The 14253-nt window shown below is 71.1% G+C and carries 13 protein-coding genes; 4 read left to right on the forward strand and 9 right to left on the reverse strand.

Translation table 11 applies throughout. From position 1 onward, the window contains the following. Positions 1-42: 42 nt before the first annotated feature. From ACFUN8_RS33255 to ACFUN8_RS33265, 3 genes are all read right to left on the reverse strand, one after another. The gene (locus ACFUN8_RS33255) at positions 43-1065 is read right to left on the reverse strand and encodes a glutathione S-transferase family protein (protein WP_383645966.1); all 1023 of its coding nucleotides are present in this window, start codon (positions 1063-1065) and stop codon (positions 43-45) included. Between the two features lie 175 nt (positions 1066-1240). Then, the gene (locus tag ACFUN8_RS33260) at positions 1241-2494 is read right to left on the reverse strand and encodes an RNA polymerase sigma factor (protein WP_383645969.1); all 1254 of its coding nucleotides are present in this window, start codon (positions 2492-2494) and stop codon (positions 1241-1243) included. Beyond that, entirely contained in the window at positions 2491-2853 is a 363-nt protein-coding gene (locus ACFUN8_RS33265; RefSeq protein WP_382567360.1) for a YciI family protein, read from the reverse strand. Before ACFUN8_RS33265 ends, ACFUN8_RS33260 begins: the two co-directional genes overlap by 4 nt. A gap of 253 nt (positions 2854-3106) precedes the next feature. Here ACFUN8_RS33265 and ACFUN8_RS33270 point away from each other — a divergent pair, with 253 nt between their 5' ends. Next, positions 3107-3901, forward strand: a complete 795-nt coding sequence (locus ACFUN8_RS33270; protein WP_383645972.1) for a nucleotidyltransferase domain-containing protein — start codon at positions 3107-3109, stop codon at positions 3899-3901. A 16-nt stretch (positions 3902-3917) separates the two neighbouring features. Here the strand turns inward: ACFUN8_RS33270 and ACFUN8_RS33275 are convergent, their stop codons facing one another. The 6 genes from ACFUN8_RS33275 to ACFUN8_RS33300 all read right to left on the reverse strand — a co-directional run bounded on the left by ACFUN8_RS33275 (position 3918) and on the right by ACFUN8_RS33300 (position 10957). Beyond that, on the reverse strand, positions 3918-5552 hold the full coding sequence (locus ACFUN8_RS33275; protein ID WP_383645974.1) for an alpha-amylase family glycosyl hydrolase: 1635 nt from the start codon (positions 5550-5552) through the stop codon (positions 3918-3920). Then, a complete protein-coding gene (locus ACFUN8_RS33280) occupies positions 5549-6565 on the reverse strand; it encodes a glycosidase (protein WP_383645987.1) in 1017 nt (338 codons plus the stop codon). Before ACFUN8_RS33280 ends, ACFUN8_RS33275 begins: the two co-directional genes overlap by 4 nt. Before the next feature lie 90 nt (positions 6566-6655). Further along, positions 6656-7489, reverse strand: a complete 834-nt coding sequence (locus ACFUN8_RS33285; RefSeq protein WP_383645990.1) for a carbohydrate ABC transporter permease — start codon at positions 7487-7489, stop codon at positions 6656-6658. An 86-nt stretch (positions 7490-7575) separates the two neighbouring features. After that, positions 7576-8547 carry a carbohydrate ABC transporter permease gene (locus ACFUN8_RS33290; protein WP_383645976.1) on the reverse strand — a complete coding sequence of 324 codons (972 nt, stop codon included), beginning with the start codon at positions 8545-8547 and terminating at the stop codon, positions 7576-7578. A gap of 14 nt (positions 8548-8561) precedes the next feature. Next, a complete protein-coding gene (locus ACFUN8_RS33295) occupies positions 8562-9860 on the reverse strand; it encodes an ABC transporter substrate-binding protein (RefSeq protein ID WP_383645979.1) in 1299 nt (432 codons plus the stop codon). 2 nt (positions 9861-9862) lie between these two features. Then, positions 9863-10957, reverse strand: a complete 1095-nt coding sequence (locus tag ACFUN8_RS33300; protein ID WP_383645982.1) for a LacI family DNA-binding transcriptional regulator — start codon at positions 10955-10957, stop codon at positions 9863-9865. A 313-nt stretch (positions 10958-11270) separates the two neighbouring features. On the opposite strand from ACFUN8_RS33300, the gene ACFUN8_RS33305 reads away from it, so the two are divergent. From ACFUN8_RS33305 to ACFUN8_RS33315, 3 genes are all read left to right on the forward strand, one after another. Beyond that, a complete protein-coding gene (locus ACFUN8_RS33305) occupies positions 11271-12416 on the forward strand; it encodes a hypothetical protein (RefSeq protein ID WP_383645984.1) in 1146 nt (381 codons plus the stop codon). 353 nt (positions 12417-12769) lie between these two features. Then, positions 12770-13285 (forward strand): lytic polysaccharide monooxygenase auxiliary activity family 9 protein, encoded by a 516-nt coding sequence (locus tag ACFUN8_RS33310; RefSeq protein WP_354607132.1) that lies wholly within the window; start codon positions 12770-12772, stop codon positions 13283-13285. A gap of 218 nt (positions 13286-13503) precedes the next feature. Beyond that, a complete protein-coding gene (locus ACFUN8_RS33315; protein ID WP_382567346.1) occupies positions 13504-14226 on the forward strand; it encodes a chitinase in 723 nt (240 codons plus the stop codon). Positions 14227-14253 lie beyond the last annotated feature (27 nt).

The raw sequence follows: 14253 nt of genomic DNA on the forward strand, positions 1-14253 counted from the left end.
GCCCACGAGGGGAGGCGCGCCGGGGCCGGCGTCGTACCGCTGTCAGGGGCGTCCCGCCGCCGGGACCTCCTCGCCCGCCGGCACCGGCCCCGGCGGGGTCCCGTCCCCGAAGGGCCGGCCGCCCAGCTCCTCACGGTGGTGGGGTGTCAGCCAGCCGGAGAGATCGGGCCCCAGGGGGACGATGCCGGTGGGGTTCACGCCGGTGTGCACCATGTAGTAGTGCCGCTTGATGTGGTCGAAGTCGACCGTGTCGCCGAAACCGGGCGTCTGGTAGAGGTCCTTCGCGTACGCCTGGAGCACCGGGTCCTCGGTCAGCTTGGCGCGATTGCACTTGAAGTGTCCGTGGTAGACGGCGTCGAAGCGCACCAGCGTGGTGAACAGCCGGATGTCGGCCTCGGTGATGGTGTCCCCGACCAGATACCGCCGGCCCGCCAGCCGCTCGGACACCACATCGAGCCGGCGGAACACGTCGCGGTAGGCACGCTCGTACTCACTCTGCTCCGACGCGAAACCGGCCCGGTACACACCGTTGTTGACGTCCCGGTAGATGCCCTCCATCACCTCGTCGATCTCGTCGCGCAGCGGTTCCGGGTACAGGTCGGGCGCGCCGGGGCGGTGGAGCGCCGTCCACTCGGTCGCGAGGTCGAGCGTGATCCGCTGGTAGTCGTTGGTGACGAGCTGTCCGCTCGGTACGTCCACGATCGCCGGCACGCTGACGCCACCGGGGTAGCCCGTCTCGCGCGCGTCGTACGCCTCGCCGAGGAAGCGGATGCCCAGTACGGGATCGCGGTCGTCGGGGTCGAGGGTGAAGCGCCAGCTGCGGTCGTCCTGGATCGGGTCGGTGATCGCGAGCGGGAGCGCGTCCTCAAGACCGAGCAGCCGCCGTGACACGACGGCGCGGCTCGCCCACGGGCAGGCGCGGCTCACCACCAGTCGGTAGCGGCCCGCCTCCACCGGCCAGCCGTCGCGGCCGTCGGCGGTGATGCGGTCGGCGAAGTGACTGCTGGAACGCTTGAAGGGCTTCCTGCCGTACGCGGCGTTCCCTTCCGTTTCTCTGCTGCTCATGGCCGTCCTTCCCCGGTTGGGCCCCACGCGGAGAGACCGGGGCCGGACCTCGATCATCGACCGGCCGCTCTCCCACGCTCTGTTCCACGCTGTCCACCACACGCGGAAACACACATACGGACGCGGACGGACGCTCACGGACGCGGACGGACACCGGCGATGCGGGCGGCCGGGGTCAGGCGGGGCTCTCCAACCGGTGGGCCCGTCCGGTGAGATGACGGCGTTCGGGGGTGCTGGTGGTGCGGCGGGCGGCCTCGCGGTAGGCGGTCGCGGCGGCGGCGCGTTCACCGAGCAGTTCCAGCAGGTGGGCGCGGGTGGCCAGGAGGCGGTGGTGGCGCGCCAGGCGCTTGTCGCTCTCCAGTGCCGCCAGGAGGTCGAGGCCGGCGGAGGGGCCGTGGACCATCGCGACGGCGACGGCGCGGTTGAGCGTGACCATCGGATTGGGCCCGTACCGCTCCAGGAGGTCGTAGAGCATGAGGATCTGCGGCCAGTCGGTGGCGTCGGTGTGGTCCGCCTCGTCGTGCACGGCGGCGATGGCCGCCTGGAGCTGGTAGGGACCGACCTGCCCGCGCGGCAGCGTGGCGCTGATCAGCGCCACGCCTTCGGCGACGAGTTCGCCGTCCCACCGGCCGCGGTCCTGCTCGGCCAGCGGGACCAGTTCGCCGTGGGGTCCGGTGCGGGCCGGGCGGCGTGCGTCGGTCAGCAGCATGAGGGCGAGCAGGCCCGCCGTCTCGGTGTCGTCGGGGACGAGGCGGCGCAGCAGGCGGGTGAGCCGGATCGCCTCGGTGGACAGCTCCGGGGCGGTCAGACCGGCGCCGCCGGTGGTGGTGTAGCCCTCGTTGAAGACGAGGTAGAGGACGTGCTGGACCTCTTCGAGGCGCTCGTCGCGCTCCGCCCCCTCGGGCAGGGACATGACGGCGCCGGCCGCCTTGACGGTCTGCTTGGCCCGGCTGATGCGCTGGGCCATCGTCGTCTCGGGCACCAGGAAGGCCGCTGCGATCTGGGCGGTGGTCAGACCGCCGACCGCGCGCAGGGTCAGCGCGATGCGGCTGGGCGAGGACAGCGCCGGATGGCAGCAGAGGAACAGCAGGGCCAGGGAGTCGTCCCGGTCGGTGGCGGACTCGGTGTCGGCGGCCGGGGTGAGCAGGGCCGCCTGCGGGGTGGCCAGCGCGAGGGCGTTCTCGCGGCGGCGCCGCGCCGCGTCGCTGCGCACCTCGTCGACCAGTCTGCGGGCGGCGACGGTGACCAGCCAGCCCCGCGGATTGGCCGGCGTCCCCTCCTCGGGCCACTGCATTGCGGCGGCCAGCAGCGCCTCCTGCACGGCGTCCTCGCACACGTCGAAGCCGTCGTACCGGCGGACGAGCGTGCCGAGGACCTGCGGCGCCAGCTCGCGCAGCAGGTCCTCGACCTGTTGGTGCCCGACGGTCACAGATCCGCCGCGGCCTCGTGCAGGATCGGCCACAGCTCGACCGGGTCCGCGTCCGCGAACGGGATGTCCGCGGCGATCTCCTGTGCCCGCTCCAGGCTGTCGCAGTCGAGGAGGTAGAAGCTGGCGATGTACTCCTTGGTCTCCAGGTACGGGCCGTCGGTGACGACCGGCGCGCCGTCCTTGCGGCGCACCAGCTGCGCGTTGGCCGCGTCGGCCAGGCCGTACGCGCCGAGGAGTTCACCGCTGTCGCGGTACCGCTTGTTGTACGCGTCCTGCTTGGCGACCGCCTTGGGCCACTCGTCGGCCGGGAAGCTGTCCCACTTGGCCTGGTTGCCGTAGATCATCACGATGTACTTCATTTCCGGTGTCCTCCCGGTCTCGCGCGCCCCGTCGGCGCGCTGTCACCCCTTGGTCGGAACGGGAAGCGGGTCCTCGACATCCGACGACGGATTTCTTGAACGTATTCTCCGCCCCGCCGGTGAGCGGCGCGAACGCCCGGCGGCCGGCGGCCGGGCGGCCCCCGGACGTGCTGCCTGGGGGGTGCGTGTAGAACATAAGGATGTCCGGATCGATCACTCGCCTCTCACGCAGCACGGATGGGTTTCCCGCCTCATGAACGCAGTCAGTGACACCGCCGACGACGGCAACCGCGCCTTCCTCGACCGCACCGCCGACGTGCTCGCGGCGCTGCCCGCCGTCAGGGCCGTGACGCTCGGCGGCTCACGCGCCCAGGGCACCGAACGTCCGGACAGCGACTGGGACTTGGCCGTCTACTACGAGGGCGGGGACGAGGGGGACTTCGACCCGGCCGATCTGCGGGCCGTCGGCTGGCCCGGTGAGGTGTCCGGGATCGGGGCCTGGGGCGGTGGCGTCTTCAACGGCGGCGCGTGGCTGACGGTCGAGGGCCGTAGCGTCGATGTGCACTACCGCGATCTCGCCGTGGTCGAGCGTGAACTGGCCGAGGCTGAGCAGGGCCGCTTCCATCTGGAGCCGCTGATGTTCCATCTCGCGGGCATCCCCAGCTATCTGGTCGTCGCCGAGCTGGGCATCAACCGGGTGCTGCGGGGGGAACTCCCCCGCCCCGACTATCCGGCGGCACTGCGGCGGACAGCACCGGAGCGCTGGCTGGCCGACGCGCGTATGACGCTCGCGTACACGAAGGCCAACCATGTCCCGTACGGCCGGCTCACCGAGGTCGTCGGGAATCTCGCCATCGCGGCGACGCAGACGGGGCACGCCGTGCTGGCGGCGCGCGGTGAGTGGGTGACGAACGAGAAGACGCTGCTGCGGCGGGCGGGGCTGCGGGACGTCGACATGATCACGTCGGAGCTGAGCACGGATCCCGGGGAGCTGGCGGGTTCGGTCGCGGAAGCCGAGGCCCTGTTCGCCTCGGTCTCCGCGTACTGAGCCGGCCGGAGGGGGACTACCGGCGCAGCCATACGGCGGTGTCCGCGGGCAGCCGCCCTCCGTCCGTCAACGGCCCGCTCGCCAGGACCACTTCCGCGGCCTCGAAGGCGTCGGAGAGCGGTAGGGCGTCCGGGCCGAAGTTCACGGCGCAGAGGAGCCCGTCGCCCCGGTCGAACGCCAGGTACGGCGCGCCGGGCGGTGACAGCGGGCGCAGCGCGCCGCCGTCCGCCACGCCCCGTGGGGCGCCGGACCGCCGCAGCCGCAGCGCGGCCCGGTACAGCTCCAGCATCGAGCCGGGATCGCCGCGTTCGGCGTCGGCCGTCAGCCCGGCCCACCCCTCCGGCTGCGGGAACCAGCAGTCGGCCGGGGCGGCCGAGGAGAACCCGTACGGTGGCCGCGCGCCTTCCCAGGGCAGCGGGACCCGGCAGCCGTCCCTCCCCCGCTCGGTCCCGCCGGATCTCCGCCACACCGGGTCGCGGAGCCGGTCGTCGGCCAACTCGACCTGTGGCAGGCCCAGTTCCTCGCCCTGGTAGACGTACGCCGTGCCGGGCAGGGCCAGCATCAGCAGCGCGGCGGCGCGCGCCCGCCGTACGCCGGCGGGACCGCCGCCGTACCGCGTGACCGGGCGGACCGCGTCGTGGCTGGAGAGGACCCAGGTCACGGGGGCGCCGACCGCCGTCATGGCGGCGACGGACTCCTCGACGACGGCGCGGATCTCGGCCGGCCGCCAAGGGCACTCCAGGAAGGCGAAGTTGAAGCTCTGCCCCATCTCGTCGGGGCGTACGTAGCGTGCGAGCCGGGCGGGGTCGAAGACGGCCGCCTCGGCGACGAGCAGCCGGTCCCCGGGCGGCGCGGAGCCGGGCGGCCCGGCGGGGTGGCCGGCGAGCAGGGTGTGCCAGCTCCGGTAGAGGGGGTGCAGTTCCTCGCGGTCGTAGTACGGCATCAGATGGTTGCGCGCGGGGTCCTGGTGCTGGCCGGGGCCGGCGTCCGGGAGCGCCGGGTCCTTGAAGAGGGCGTGGGCGACGTCCACTCGGAAGCCGTCGACCCCGTGGTCCAGCCAGAACCGCAGGATCCGCTCGAAGTCGGCCACCACCTCGGGGTGGTGCCAGTTGAGATCGGGCTGCTCGGGCGCGTGGAGATGCAGATACCACTCGCCGTCCCCTGTCCGCGTCCACGCCGGGCCGCCGAACGCGGAGCGCCAGTCGTTGGGCGGCTCCTCGCCCCGTACGCCCCGGCCCGGCCGGAACAGATAGCGGTCCCTGGCCGCGCTTCCGGCGGGCGCCGTCAGCGCCTCGCGGAACCAGGGGTGCGCGTCGGAGGTGTGGTTGGGGACCAGGTCGACCAGCACCTTCAGCTCGAGAGCGTGCGCCCGCGCCGCGAAGGCGTCGAAGTCGGCGAGCGTGCCGAGGTCCGGCGCGACGGCGGTGTGGTCGGCGAGGTCGTAGCCCGCGTCGGCGAGCGGGGAGGGGTAGAACGGCGTGAGCCATACGGCGTCCACGCCGAGGTCGCGTATGTACGGCAGCCGGTCGGCGGCGCCCGGCAGATCGCCGGTGCCGTCGCCGTCGGAGTCCGCGAAGGAGCGGGGGTGGATCTCGTAACAGACGGCGTCGCGCCACCACGGACCATGTGCGGTCTCCCCCTCCGAGGTCATACGACGCGCTCCAGCCGGGCCACCCCGATGTGCGCGTCGGCCATTCCGTAGAAGACATGGCGTACGCCGTCGATCTCCTCGATCGCGGTGGGGAACACGACGTTCGGTACGGTGCCCGAGCGCTCCTCCTCGGTCTCGGGCGCCATCAGCGGCTCGGCCGAGCGGGCGAGCACCACGGCCGGATCGGCGGGATCGAGGATCATCGCGCCGGCGGCGTAACTGACCCGCTGGTTCTGGGCGAAGGGGTCCTCGATGGTGCCGGAGACTCCGTGGTGGATGAGGAGCCAGCCTTCGTCGACGCGTATCGGCGCGGGACCGGCGCCGATCTTCAGGCTCTCCCAGGGGTGTTCGGACAGGGCCACCAGCCGGTGGTCGCGCGGCCGGGTGAGGGCGGTGATGTCCCGCTCCACCTCGGCGGCGGGGACGTAACTGATCCAGATGCCGGGCCGCTCGTCGGTCAGTCCGGCCGGCAGATGGACGCCCTCGCCGGGGCGGAACCAGCCGAGGTCCCACATCGGGCGGTGCAGCATCGCGTACGCCGGTTCGCCGTCCGGGCCCGGGACGGGCTCCGGGAAGTGCACGACGTCCTTGTTGGGGAAGAGGTTGAGGTCGGTGTCCAGGTCGGGCTGGTAGCCGAACTGGACGGGGCCGAGCCGTCGCCAGTTCGTGAGGTCGTCGGAGACGGCGAGGGCGGGCTTCGGGCCGAGCGGGCCGTAGGCCACGTACGACATGACGTGCAGTCCGAGGGCCGGGATCCAGGTGACGCGGGGGTCCTCGACACCCGCGTTGTTCTTGCCGCGCTCCCAGCCGGCGTCGGGGGCGAGGACGACGCCGCGCCGCTCCACGCCCGTCGGAACGCCGTCGGTGAGGACGACCTCGGCGAGGCCGACGCGCGAGACGTTGCCCGCGGACACCAGGCGGGGCAGCAGGTGCAGCGTGCCGTCGGGGGTCCGGCCGGAGGCGGGGTTGAGCACTCCCTCGGCCTCGTTCGTCTCGCCGGGAAGGGGCGACATCACCACGCCCTGCCGCACGAGGCGGAAGGGGATGGTGGTGCCGGGGGTGGCGGGGGTGCGGGGGGAAGTTGCGCTGTGCTGCACGGTGGGTCAGCCCTTTGTTCCGGAGTCGATGTCGGTCTGGGTGAAGTGGCGCTGGAAGACCAGGAAAAGCACCACGGCGGGTACGGCGAGGACGCAGGCGCCCGCCATGAGGGCGCCGGTCGGGTTGGCGACGGTGCCCTGGAGGTTGCTCATGAATCCGGCGAGGGAGACGGCGAGCGGCTGCATGTCCGGGTCCTTGGTCACCAGGAACGGCCAGAGGAATTCGTTCCACGGTCCGATGAAGGTCAGCAGGGCGCCGCTGAGCAGCGCGGGCCTGACCATCGGGATGGCGATCTGCCACAGGATGCGCAGTTCGCTCGCGCCGTCGATGCGGGCCGCCTCGAAGAAGGTGGCGGGGATCTGGAGGAAGAACTGGCGGAAGAGGAAGACGGCGACCGAGTTGATCGCGAAGGGGAGGATCATCCCGAGGTAGCTGTCGCCGAGCCCGTAGTCACGTACGACCAGGACGTACAGGGGCAGCATCAGCAGTTGGAAGGGAACGGTCTGGATGAGGAGCAGGACGGCGAAGACCGTGCCCCGGCCGCGGAACTGGAGCCGGGCGAGGGCGTAGCCGGCGAGTACGCCGAAGACCATCGTGCACAGCAGCACGCCCATGGTGAAGACACCGGAGTTGACGAGTGAACGGCCCAGTGAGATGGCGCCGTTGATGCTCTCGTAGTTGCCGGTCGTGGTGGTGCCGGGGCGTGGGACCGCGCCGTCGAGGTCGCCGCTGGTGACCTTTCCCAGCGAGCCGACGACCATGTAGTAGAAGGGGAAGAGGAAGGCGACGGCGCCGAGGGTGAGCACGGTGAGTCGCAGCGGACGTCCGCCGCCGACCATGACGCGGCGCACGAGTCCCCGTCGGGGACCCGGGGGCACGGCGGGCCCGACGGACGCGGTGGTTGGGGTGGCCGTGTCGGCGCTCATCACTCGGCTCCCTTCTCGGTGAACTTGCGGGCGACCAGGGCGAGTACGACCACGAAGACGACGAGCACGACACCGAGCGCCGCCGCGAAGTCGGGGTGGGCCTGCTCGATGCCCTTCTGGTACATGACGAGCACCGGGGACGACGAGGCGTGGTCGGGTCCGCCGCCGCCGGTGAGCAGGTAGGGCTCGCTGAAGAGGTTGGAGCCGGTGATGACGGCGAAGACCGTGACGAGGGTGGTGGCGTGGCGTACGCCGGGCACGGTCACGGACAGAAAGCCGCGCACGCGGCCGGCGCCGTCGATGGCCGCCGATTCGTACAGCTCCTTGGGGACGCTCTGGAGCGCGGCGAGGTAGAGCATCACGAAGAAGCCGAGCTGTTTCCAGGTGACGAAGACGGCGATCACCGGCATCGCGAGGCTGGAGTTGACCAGCCAGGACGGGTCGGGGGCGAGGTCGCCGAGCGCGGTGTTGAGGAGTCCGTCGGTGCCGAAGAGGTACTGCCACACGGCGACCAGTGCCACGCTCGCCGTGACGTACGGCAGGTAGTAGGCGGCCCGGAAGAACGACCGGAAGGGCAGCTTGGCGTTGAGGGCGCTCGCCAGGACCAGCGCGAGCACCACCGTCAGCGGGACGTTGATCACGAGGAAGATCGCGATGTTGAGGAAGGACCGCTGGACGACCGGGTCGGTGAACACGTCCTGGTAGTTGCGCAGTCCGACCCACGGGGTGTCGATGTCGGTGCCGGGCGCCGTGAAGTAGAAGCGGTGGAAGGAGATCCAGATGGTGTAGCCGAGGGGCACGGCGAAGACGGCGGTGACGAACAGGACGTACGGCGAGACGAAGAGGGCGCCGATGCCCGGCAGTCGGAGGCGCCGTCGGGGACGGGCGGCGCCTTTCGGGGCGGCGCTCTTCCGGGCGGCCCTTTTCCGGGCGGGGACGCCGGTGGTGCCGGGGATGCCGGTGGTGCTCATACGGGCCTCAGTCCTCAGTACTCGTCGAGGAGGGATGTGATGTCCCGCGAGAGCCGGGGCAGCTCCTCGCCGGTGGGTTCGCGGCCGAAGACGACCGAGCGGGTCCAGCCGTCGCGCAGCGCCTGCCAGACGTCGATGGAGCCGGCGACGGCGGGGACCTCGACGGTCCGGTCGGCCTGGTCGGCGAACTCCTTGTAGTCGGGGTTCTCGGCGAACCAGTCGGCGTACGTACGGAGGAGGTCGGGGCGCATCGGCATCTGGCCGGTCTCGGCGAGGAAGGCGCCGTCCTGCTCGCGCGACGTGGCGAACTTCATCAGGTCCCAGGCGGTCGCGCGGTTCTCGCAGGCGCTGAACATCGCGACGGACTTCTCGTCGCTGAACGTGGAGATCTGCGAGGCGGGGCGTCCGTCGGAAGTCGGAACGGGGACGACGCCCCAGTCGATGCTGTCCTTGTACGTCGCGACGGCCCACGGTCCGACGGTCGACATGGCCGTCTTGCCGCCGCCGAGCGCGTCGCCGGGGAAGGTCTCGTTCGGGGCGAGTTTCTCCCGGTAGATGGTCCGCCAGAAGTCGAACACGCGCTTGCCGGCGGGGCTGTCGAACTGCGGCTCGCCGTCCTCGACCAGCGACCTGCCGCCGCTCTCGGCGATGAACGCCGGGTAGAAGTCGAACCAGGACTGGAAGAACTCGGAGGTCGGCGCGGGCCAGATCGCCGCGTCGGCGGCGCCGCTGCCGACGATCTCGCGTGAGCTGTCGAGGAACTCGTCGTACGTCGCGAGTTTCGGGTTCTCGGGGTCGAGTCCGGCCTTCCGGAAGAGGTCCTTGTTGTAGAGGATCATCACCGGGTTGCTCTTCCAGGGCAGTTGGTAGTAGGAGCCGTCCTCGAAGCGGTACTGCTCGGCGCGGTCGCCGGTGCGGGACTCGATGTACTTCGCGCCGTCGGGGAAGTCGTCCAGCGGGACGAGCCCGGCCTGTTTCTGGAACTGCGGTACGGAGGCGGGCGAGGTGTTGAAGACCAGACAGGCGCTGTTGCCCGCGATGATCGACGCGCTCAGCGCCTCCTCGGAGGTCTTGCCCGCGGGTATCTGCTGGGAGCTGACGTGCTGGTCGGGGTGCGCCTTGTTCCAGCTCGCGATCATCTTCTCGCCCCAGGCGACCTCCTGGGCGTTGTTGGACAGCCATACGGTGATGGGTCCGCGTGCGTCGGCGGCGGCCGCGCTGTCGGGGCCGGAGCGGGAGCACGCGGCGGCGGTACCGGTGAGGGCGAGCGCGAGGAGGACGGCCGCGGCTTTCGTACGTATGAGGCTCGGCATGGCTAGTCGCTCCGTCCGGTGGTGGCGGTGGTCGCGTCCGGCACGATGTCGGCGTCCGGCGCCGCGGTGGCGCGCGGGTCGGGCGCGGGGCCCATGGAGCCGCGCCGTACCAGCTCCGCCGGGGGCAGCGCGACATCGTCGGCGCGCCCCTCGGCGATGACCTCGTCCAGCGCGCGCACCGCGGCGGCCCCCCAGCCGAGCGCGTCGGCGCGCGCGGAGGCGAGCGGCGGGTGGGTGTACTCGGCGAGCGGCGTGTCGTCGTAGCCGACGACGGACAGATCGCCGGGGACGCCGAGCCCGAGCCGCTGGGCGACGGCGAGACCGGCGGTCGCGGAGAGGTCGTTCGCGTAGATCACGGCGGTGGGGCGGCGGTCCGGGGCGAGCGCGAGCAGTTCACGGGTGGCTCCGGCGCCGCCCTCGGCGGTGAACCCGCCCGGCAGGACGAGCCCTTCGGGCAGGCCCGCCTCCCGCATGGCCAGCTCCCACGACTCGCGGCGGCGGCGGGCGTGGCGGAATTCCTGCGGTCCGGCGACGTGTGCGATACGCCGGTGGCCCAGGGCGGCCAGCTCCCGTACGGCGGCGGCGAATGCGGGCCGGTCGTCGAGTCCGACGGCGCACAGTCCCCCTGCCCCGCCGGGGTCGCCCACCACGACGGCGGGCAGGCCGAGTTGGACGGTCAGCGCCGGACGGGGGTCGTCGACGCGCAGGTCGGTGAGAAGCACACCGTCGACCCGGCGGTCGGCGGCGAGACGGCGGTAGGTGGCGTCCTCGTCGGCGGGCTCGGTGACATGGAGGACGAGGGCGTCGCCGCGCCGGGCGAGCACGGACTCGATGCCCGCGATGAAGGCGGGAAAGAACGGGTCGGCGCCGATCGCGTCGGTGTCCCTGGCCAGTACGAGCCCCACCGCCCCGGCCACACCGCGCGACAGCGCCTGGGCCTGCCGGCTGGGCCGCCACCCCAGCTCCTCCGCCGCGGCCAGGATGCGCCGCTTCGTCTCCTCGGCGAGTCCGGGCCGGTCGTTCAGGGCGAAGGAGACCGAACTGCGCGACACCCCGGCCCGCTTGGCGACATCGGCGATGGTCGGACGCCGGTCCATGGAGTCTCCCTGACATCGATTGTTCAAACCGGTTTAACGCGAACGCAATGGCAGTACTGAACCGGTTTAGTTCAAGAGATGTCAAGGGTCGGGACAACACCGGAGGCCCGACGGAGGGGACCCGTCACCGTCCGGGGTGGCGCGGGGCGCCTGTGCGACCCGGGGGCCCCTCTTATGCCGTACATATCCGCGTTCCGAATGGCGGAGACCCGGCAGGTGTGGGTTTGTTGTAGCAACGCGTGCGTGCTGATCACGCACCGTGACCAACACGGTGTGTGCCCACCCGTGAAGTTCGACGCAAGGGAGCCGCGCCATGCCGCTCGACCCCACAACGCCCACCAACAACGACCACCACTACGAAGAGCCGCCCCACCCGGACGCCGAAAGGCGCGCGGGCTCGCGGGACCCGATCAACGAGTCCGGCGAGGAGCCCATACGCACGCTGCTCTGGACGGCCGCCACCTACCGGCCGCTGGAGGAGGTCGCCGCGCTGGTCATGGTGCTCAAGCGGACCGGTGAGGTACCCAATCCCGGCGACGAGGCCCTGCGGGTCGCCGCCGTGGCCCGTCCCATAAACGAGGTCATGCAGCTCGTCGCCATGCTGAACGAGCCGCCGCACGAGATCGACGAGGCCGACACGACACTGCGCGCCGCGGCCGTCGGCCGGCCGATCGAGGAAGTCGCCCAACTGGTGGCGTACCTCGCCACTCACGAGAACGAGCCGCCCTTCGCGACCGCCCACCGGAACGGGAGGCGCGAGAAGCCGTCGCCGACACTGTTCGGGCGGCCCGGCGAGGACGATCCCCGCGACGCGCTCACCCGTCCCCCGGCGCACGAGGACCGCGACAGCCTCGCCGACCAAGTGGCCGAGGCCGCCCGCGGCTCCCGGAGCGAGCACGTCGCGCCGTGGACGAGCGCCCCGGCCGGTCCGCCGCCCGAGGTCCCGCATCTCGCCCCGGCCGCCGGCCGCCGGACCGGTGCCGGGTCCCAGGACCGGGCGGCGGCGTTCGCGCCGCGTTCCCCCCTGCGGTCCCCGCTGCGCTGGCCCACCGCCGCGGCGCTGTTCGCCTGCGGTGTGATCCACCTGCCGACGGACTTCGCCGGTCTGCGGTCCGGCGGGTACGCGGACGCCGTCTCGCTCGTCGTCACCGTGCTCTGCCTGGTGTTCGGCGTGTGGCTCGCGGTGGCCGACACGGCGCGGGTCTGGGCGGCGAGCGCGGCCACGGCCGTCGGGATCATCGCGGCTCACACGCTGTCGGGTCTCGGCACCGTCGATCTGCTCCAGAGCAGTCTGGGCGCGGACTTCGGCTGGGCGAGTCTCGTCGCGGTGGGCTGTGCGGCGGTCGCCCTGGTGCTCTCCGGCCTGACTCTGATGCTCCGTCAGAAGGCCATGCAGAAGGCGATCCAGCGGCCGACGCGGAGGCCGGCCGCGACGGCCGGCGCCGCCGACGACGCCTGAGAATCCGCACCTCGCACCCCGTCCCCCGTTCGCGGTCTGTCACCGGCCACGAGCGGGGGACGGTCGTGTCGCGGCACTCCTTCACCCGTCCGACCGGCCAGGACCGTGTCGTACCACCGGTCCAACTGATCGTTCACACAGGGCTCTTGACGTGAACGCGGCGGCCTGTATGGTCTAGGCCAAGTGGTAAAGACCTTTGCCGAATGCAGGCGCCAATGACTGCCTTCGGACAAGGCCACTGGCCGCCGCCCTTCGCGCCTCTTGGCCCCACACCTGAGAGGCCCGCCCGAGCCGTACTCGTTCCCCCCACGGACCTGTACAGCGCGGGAAGACCTGATGTGAAGGAGTAACGCATGCACTCGAAAAGGAAGATGGCCGTCGCCCTCGGTGCGGTGATTGCGCCGATCGTCGCGATAAGCCTTCCCGCGGGCTCCGCGAGCGCCCACGGTTACATCTCCGACCCGCCGAGCCGGCAGGCCCAGTGCGCCGCCGGAACCGTCAGCTGCGGTGACATCAAGTACGAGCCCCAGAGCGTCGAAGGCCCCAAGGGTCTGACCAGTTGCAGCGGCGGAAACTCCCGCTTCTCCGAGCTGGACGACGACAACAAGGGCTGGGCGGTGACCCCGATCGGCTCCAGCCAGAACTTCAACTGGAAGATCACCGCGCGGCACGCCACCAGCACCTGGCAGTACTTCGTCGGCGGCCAGAAGGTCGCGGAATTCAACGACGGCGGTGCGCAGCCCGGCGCGACGGTCACCCACAACGTCAACTTCGGCGGCATTTCGGGCAAGCAGAAGGTTCTCGCGGTCTGGAACATCGCGGACACCGTGAACGCGTTCTACACGTGCATCGACGTGAACATCGGCTGACGAATTCTCCCGCGGGGCTGGTAACCACGATCCCTCCGCCGAAGAATCGCTGACCGTTCGAACGCGTTCCACCGGTGCCCCTCCCTGCGCCGGACTGTGTCCGATCCCCGCGCCGGTGAGCCCCTGATCTGCCAGAAGGGGCTCACCGGTGCTGCTCCACCCACCCCCCACACCCTGGGCCGCGGCATGTTCCGAGGCCCTTCCAAGGAGTGAATCCCTTGCGTAAGCGCCTTATCGGCCTGCTCGCCGCGACAGCATCGGCCGCCGCTCTCTCCCTGACGTCGCTCGCGCCTTTCTCGTCCGCCGCCGAGAAGGGCGCCGCCGACTTCATCGTCAGCGAGTCGCAGTTCAACCAGATGTTCCCGAACAAGAATCCCTTCTACACCTACGGCGGGCTGAACGCCGCGCTGAGCGCGTACCCGGGATTCACCGGGACCGGCAGTGACACCGTACGTAAGCAGGAGGCCGCGGCATTCCTGGCCAACGTCAGTCACGAGACCGGTGGACTTGTCCATGTGGTCGAGCAGAACACCGCCAACTACCCGCATTACTGCGACGCCTCACAGCCTTACGGCTGCCCGGCGGGCAACGACAAGTACTACGGCCGCGGGCCCATTCAGCTCAGCTGGAACTTCAACTACAAGGCGGCCGGGGACGCGTTGGGCATCGACCTGCTCAACAACCCCGATCTCGTGCAGAACGATTCCGCCGTCGCGTGGAAGACCGGCCTCTGGTACTGGAACACCCAGAGCGGACCCGGCACCATGACACCGCACAACGCGATCGTGAACGGTGCCGGATTCGGTGAGACGATCCGCAGCATCAACGGCAGTATCGAGTGCAACGGCGGAAACCCCGCCCAGGTGCAGAGCCGTATTGACAAGTACACCCAATTCACCGGAATCCTCGGTGTGGAACCGGGTGGCAATCTCAGCTGCTGACCCGGCCCTTGAGGCACGGCTGAGGGG

It is taken from the genome of Streptomyces sp. NPDC057307 (assembly GCF_042667665.1).
Lineage (GTDB): Bacteria > Actinomycetota > Actinomycetes > Streptomycetales > Streptomycetaceae > Streptomyces.